The 6,346-nt window shown below is 35.3% G+C and carries 6 protein-coding genes and 1 pseudogene; all 7 read right to left on the bottom strand.

The window, feature by feature from the left end; all coding sequences use genetic code 11:
- Positions 1-211 precede the first annotated feature (211 nt).
- The gene (ruvB, locus tag ADJ83_RS23930) at positions 212-1,207 is read right to left on the bottom strand and encodes a Holliday junction branch migration DNA helicase RuvB (protein ID WP_031540627.1); all 996 of its coding nucleotides are present in this window, start codon (positions 1,205-1,207) and stop codon (positions 212-214) included.
- Between the two features lie 114 nt (positions 1,208-1,321).
- The gene (gene ruvA, locus ADJ83_RS23925; RefSeq protein ID WP_031540628.1) at positions 1,322-1,933 is read right to left on the bottom strand and encodes a Holliday junction branch migration protein RuvA; all 612 of its coding nucleotides are present in this window, start codon (positions 1,931-1,933) and stop codon (positions 1,322-1,324) included.
- 209 nt (positions 1,934-2,142) lie between these two features.
- Positions 2,143-2,673, bottom strand: coding sequence for a BofC C-terminal domain-containing protein (locus ADJ83_RS23920; protein WP_031540629.1), 531 nt, complete (start codon positions 2,671-2,673; stop codon positions 2,143-2,145).
- A gap of 135 nt (positions 2,674-2,808) precedes the next feature.
- Entirely contained in the window at positions 2,809-3,744 is a 936-nt protein-coding gene (locus tag ADJ83_RS23915) for an NAD-dependent epimerase/dehydratase family protein (protein WP_160314275.1), read from the bottom strand.
- Between the two features lie 284 nt (positions 3,745-4,028).
- Positions 4,029-4,676: a YhcN/YlaJ family sporulation lipoprotein gene (locus ADJ83_RS23910; protein ID WP_031540631.1), complete on the bottom strand. Its 648-nt coding sequence runs from the start codon at positions 4,674-4,676 to the stop codon at positions 4,029-4,031.
- A gap of 110 nt (positions 4,677-4,786) precedes the next feature.
- Entirely contained in the window at positions 4,787-5,767 is a 981-nt protein-coding gene (locus ADJ83_RS23905; RefSeq protein WP_031540632.1) for a phosphotransferase, read from the bottom strand.
- Positions 5,757-6,346, bottom strand: a pseudogene (locus ADJ83_RS25790) (hypothetical protein); the annotation flags it as partial. The pseudogene ADJ83_RS25790 and the gene ADJ83_RS23905, both read right to left, overlap by 11 nt.

The following is a 6,346-nucleotide window of genomic DNA, read 5'->3' as shown; positions in this document are numbered from 1 at the left end:
CTTAGTGTAGGCTTTTGTTTTCCGAGGCTTACCGCTCGCTTTCCGTGGGGCTAAGCTTAAGCCTCTCAGCTTTCGCCTCCGGGGTCTCAGACTGTCTCGCTAATCCCACAGGAGTCTTCGTGTATTCCGGCTGCTCCATTTTACCAACTAATTCTTTTTTCCTATTGAAAAAACAACAATCCTTTAGAAAACAGCCTATAGATTAGAAAATTTATTCAGGTTTAATATTTAAATGATCATAAACAAGATGTGTAACACTTCTCCCTCTAGGAGTTCGTTGCAAGAAACCAATCTGAAGCAAATATGGTTCATAAACATCTTCAATTGTATGAGCTTCTTCTCCAATAGTTGCTGCAATCGTTTCTAATCCGACTGGTCCACCCTTAAATTTATGAATCATTCCTAGTAATAATTTATGGTCAATATGATCTAACCCTAAACGGTCAACCTGTAAAAGTTCAAGTGAATTGTCCGCCAAATCTTTAGTAATCATCCCATCTCCCTTTACTTGGGCAAAATCACGTACTCTTCGTAAAAGGCGATTGGCTATTCGGGGAGTCCCTCTCGAACGTCTTGCTATTTCCCATGCAGCAAGTTCTTCCATCCCAATTTGTAGAACATCAGCTGTTCTCACAACAATATCTTTGAGCTGTTCTATTTCATAATATTCTAGTCTAGATAAAACTCCAAACCGATCTCTTAACGGTGCAGAAACAGAACCAGCTCTTGTTGTTGCACCAACGAGAGTGAAAGGGGGCAAATCAAGCCGAACAGATCGAGCACTAGGTCCTTTCCCAATAACAATATCTAAACAATAATCTTCCATCGCTGGATATAAAACTTCTTCTATTGCACGTGGCAACCGATGAATCTCATCTATAAACAGCACATCCCCGGGCTCTAACGCAGTTAATATTGCTGCCAAATCACCAGGCCTTTCAATCGCTGGACCTGCAGTTGTTCTAATATTAACTCCCATCTCATTAGCAATAATCGTCGCAAGCGTAGTTTTCCCAAGTCCTGGTGGTCCATATAATAAAACATGGTCCAGTGCTTCTTCTCTAAATTTAGCAGCCTCAATAAACACCTTTAAATTTTCTTTTACTTTATCTTGACCAATATACTCATGTAATTGAATAGGACGCAGACTTTTTTCAAACGATAAATCCTGCGTATCTGCTTCACTTGAAATGATTCGATCATCCATACCATTCACTCCCTTCCATAAGTCCTCAAGTAAATCTACGTATTTACTACTATTCTTTATTCAATCTATTGATTTCCCCTATGGAAAAACAAGAATCTTAAAAAAGCTAACATCTTATCTTTTTAACAGAAGCTTTAATGCCAGCTTGATATATCCATCTGTTGTTAACTGCTCCTTTTTTAAATGAGGAGAAATTTTCTTCACCTCTTTTTCTGAATATCCAAGAGCTGTTAACGCTAGAATTGCCTCATCCATTGCTGAATCACTTTCTACTTTGGCTAATTGCTTATCTACTGTAAATAAATCTGGGGAGGAATCTTGCATAAAATCAGCTAATTTCCCTTTTAAGTCCAGAATCATCTGTCTTGCCGTTTTCTTTCCAACGCCTGGAAATTTCACAAGAAACGCTTCATCTTCTGCTTCTATTGCAGATATAACCTGACTTGGTTCTCCAGATGCAAGAATAGCCAATGCTCCTTTGGGCCCAATTCCAGAAACATTTAGAAGCTTTGTAAATAAGGCTTTTTCATCTTGTGAACGAAAACCATATAAACTAATATTATCTTCTCTAACATAATGGTAGGTAAATACTGTAATCTTGTTACCCGAAAAGGCTGAAAATGAAAATGGATTAGGTGTTTTAATCTGATAACCAATTTCATTATTTTCGATTACGATATATTCGGGTCCAACAAATTCTACATTTCCTTTTATATATTCATACAAATTAAATTCTCTCCCTTATAAAGAACAATTCCATTAGTTGGGGTCTCACTTCCCATTAAGTGGGGGATAAATCCTAAAGCTTATTTTATCATACTATTTTATTGAACTGCTATTATAGATGATTTTCATAATATTCTTTTTTTTAAAAAAAACAGTGATCAGAATGGCACTATTTTCTGTGCTTCTTCTGTTCACTGGGGGTGATTTTCTTAATTCGTCGTTTCGATTGTTGTTAAATTTTTAAAGGTTTCAAGTACTTTTACATATCGATCCCTTGATTTAATCGGAATTCCTTTTTGTAGGTCTTCCTGCTGCTTTGATTCCAGTTTTTTTAGATCAATTTGGAAAAAAGACTGAATAATGTTTTCCTGAGCAGGTTTTCCATTATAAATGGTTAAAATCCCCTCGTCATTAATGCCAAAATATCCATTAGCCTTTAATAGTGGAGATATATCGTCGATTTCTTGTTTAAATACAAGCTCTTTACTTGTCATATCTACCAACTGCCATTTATCGTACTTTGACCAGAAATCTTCCATCGACCATACTGTTTCTTCTACCACTTCTTCGCTCACTTCTCCATCTAAATAAATCCTTTTCAACACCACTTCCAATTTCTTAGGATTTTCATTCAAAGAATGTGTGCTTCCACTCTTTCCATAAACTTGTCCAGTTGATGAAATGATTGTTATAAAACTGACAAGAAGAACAGCTGAAAATAAAAGGAATCTGGTTTTCATTATAACCACCTCTTCACATTACTCAAAACAGCTTCGTTATTTCCAAGGAAATAGGGTACTGTCAATCTAAAGTCTAGGTTTGAAATAACCTAACTCTCTATTATTCTCACCATAAATAATTTTTTCATTCCAAATTCATAGCAATCTTATTTTAATGTTTCTATTTATCTGCTCAGCTTGATGTTTTATATTTTTGATTGTTAAACGAATTCCCTCCGAAAATGGTACACGCGAATGCCATTTCAGATCCATTTGTGCCTTCGTTGTTGATATTCTACTTTTCTCCCCTTCTTCTAACGAATGAAGTACATCTTCTTTTATAGAAGAATGAATAATGGAGACAACTTCCTTCATAGAATATATTTCCTTAGGACAAATATTATATACTTGATTCTCTCCATTATTTAAACTTGAGATAATTGCTTGAATGGCATCACTTATGTAAAGAAAGTGCTTCTTCTGTTCTCCATCATCAAATACGATAGGTGGACGATTTTCAATCACTTTTTTAATCGTTGATTCTATCATACTCTCTGTATTCATATGTTTGGAACTTGCTCCATAAATTATGGGAAAGCGTAAAATTGTAAAAGAAAGACCGTAAAGAGTGTGGTAGTTTTGTATATATTTCTCCTCAATCTTCTTAGAAAGCCCTTCAAAAAGTACAGGTTGCAAAAGCTTTTCTTCCGTTATAGCTCCTTCTATGTCCCCATAAACAGCAATCGTGGAGGGGAAGATGATTTTATGTACTTTTGCTTGCACACATGCTTCGAGCACTTCAATCGTACAAGCAATATTCTCTTCTGACTGTTCAAATGAATCCTTCATGCTGTTGGATGTTATGGCCTTGTTAGATAGATGGATAACGCAATCTACCTGGTTCTCCATCAGTATGTCGGCTAATTCCATCCCGTTTAAGAAAGTGTATACATCATTATGTACTAGAGTTGAAATTTCACTATGTTTCTGTTGCTTTCCAGCTACTATACAATAAACATTATTCTTTGAAAGTTGTTCCTTTAGAGCAGTTTCCATTTCACTCTCTTGTCCACCTGTAATTAACACTCTCACTTTGAATCCCTCCGCACTTTTTGCCTCTATGAAAAAACCGATTAATAAGTTCTTTATAACGAATAAATATTTCATTATAAAGCATAACTCTTTTCATTCGTAATTTCAACAAATAAATTCATTATATAGAACAGTTTTATAAATATACACTTTTAACTACTTAAAAAATGTCTTTTAAATCCATTATTTGTGATAAATCAAACCAATCAATTCGTTTCCAATAAAGAACATATGATAAAAAACTAACTTCGAATGGGGCGAACCTTTTCGAAGTTAGTTTTTTATTATCTGTTTTCTTTTGTCGGATTTAAGCGATTAAAGATATTTTCTATATTATTGTTAATCGTTTGCTGCGGTTGACCATTTTTTATTGAACGATTTATATCCTCAATGCTCGTAAATATTCCTCTATCTGTCACTACAGAAATATCTTTTCCATTTAAAGAATCATTTAACTTATCTTTTACTTTTGCTTTTGTCTGATCAACAATTTTCGTATCGTCTACTTCAAGTGCAACCAAAACGTTTTCTCCATAAACAATTGAACGTGCATTTTTTACATTATCCATTTTAGCAGCTGCATTTGATACCTTTTCAGCTAACTCTGTATCATATGAAACGCGATTATCTTGATTATCGTTATTTCTATTCTCTCTCGTAGTATTTTTATTGTTAACATTTTGGACACCAACACCATTTTTATTATCTTCATCCCCAAAGGTATGGTCCATCATTTCTGTAATTGGTCCGTCATTGTCTGTTGTAAAACTGTTATTATTGTTTACATCATGTTGTTCATTGGAGTAATATCCAATCGGTCTAGCATTATTGAGACGATTTTGATCTGCGGTTTGGTCATCGTTCACACCACAGCCAGCCAAGCCAAAAGTTACCGTTAAAAGAACTGGAGCAACTAACTTATTTTTATTCACAGTAATATTCTCCCCTTTATTTAAATCTAGAGCAAGACGTTGCTCTTTTTTATCTTCTGCTCTTCGGAGAGAATCATACTGTAAAGTCTAGCCATTATAGAATTGCCCGATTATATATCTACAATTTGTCTTAGCTTTTGGTAAAATTTCTTTCTTTTTTCATACTGATCTGTTGTTAAGTCAAGCACTTGTTTTAATAAAAAGTCATTTGAAAGATGTTTGTTTCTGATTATTCTATTCCATTCTCTAAGAATATCTGTTGGATACATTAAAGCGATTAAAAACCATTCCTCTTTGAATAACTGAGAATATCCACTCATCTTTTGTAATTGTTGGAGGGACCAACCTATATTCGGCAAAATCCGATTAGCAAACTGCAAATAATCGCCCACTCTTGGACCAATACTAATTAAATCAAAATCAATTAGATATAGTTTATTATTAATGTCACGCATAAAATTATGGTGGGCTACATCCCCATGCAATATAACATTTGATTTTGAATGAAGATATTCATTATGCTCTTGTATATAAAGAAAGGAAATATTAGCCCATTCGAAAATTTCCTCCACGATTTCCATTTTCAAATAATGCTCTATTATTGACTTATTACTTCGAAATTCCACTAACCGTTGTTCTAATTTTTTCATTAAAAGAAAGGAAGGCAAAATATATTTATAAATTTCTACAAGACGTTCTGTAACTGTATAATAGTGTTCTAATAATTGAAGGGCTTCCCTTCTATTGCCTTTACTACTATATGTAAAGGAATCTTTATGAGGAGAAATGTATTCAATCATACCAAACAGCATCTCATCTATAATGATCGGTTCATCATCGAACACATAAAATTGGTACGTATGTGTGAAGCCCTCCTGTTTTAGCGCTCTTGTAAAAGCCTCTTGAATTTTTAATTTTTGATAGCTATTATATCCTTTTAAAATCATCCAAAATTGATTGGTTTTAACTAAGTATACCTCATTCCTAATTCTGCTTATTTCTAAAATCTTAGCAGGAATTTTTTTTTCTAATAAAGAAAGGAGACGATAATAAAAAGTATCGTCCCCTCTATGATAAAAATCATAAATCACTGCTTTCGTCCTCTTGGTATCTTGGCATTCCAAATGGAGTCCCTTGATTAACGCCATAAGGATTCATATATGGCGGCTGCCCTATAGTAGGATTATACGGAGGGGTAAATACTGGTGCATTGCCTCCAGGTCCATAAACTGTCGGGACCATTTCTTGTGCAACTGGCTGCCCAATACTTGCTTCATAAGATGGAGAATCTCCAACTGGACTATTATTTTCTACCTGATAAGGCATTGGTGTATTCCCGCCCATACCTTGAGGATAAGGAGATTGCATCATTGGTCCCTTTTCTGGGCTAAATCCTTGCGGCATTGGCGCCATTCCCATTCCTGGTGCATATCCTCCTACCATCGGTCTCATTTCTGGACCGAATCCTTGTGGCATTGCTGGCATTCCCATTCCTGGTGCATATCCTCCTGCCATCGGCCCCATTTCCGGGCTAAATCCTTGCGGCATTGCTGGCATTCCCATTCCTGGTGCATATCCTCCTGCCATCGGCCCCATTTCCGGGCTAAATCCTTGTTGCATTGGCGCCATTCCCATTCCTGGTGCATATCCTCCTGCCATCGGTCCCATTT

The organism is Bacillus sp. 522_BSPC (assembly GCF_001076885.1).
GTDB lineage: Bacteria > Bacillota > Bacilli > Bacillales > Cytobacillaceae > Niallia > Niallia hominis.
The sequence above is the reverse complement of the archived record's forward strand: the minus strand, read 5'-3'. Positions and strand labels throughout refer to the sequence as shown.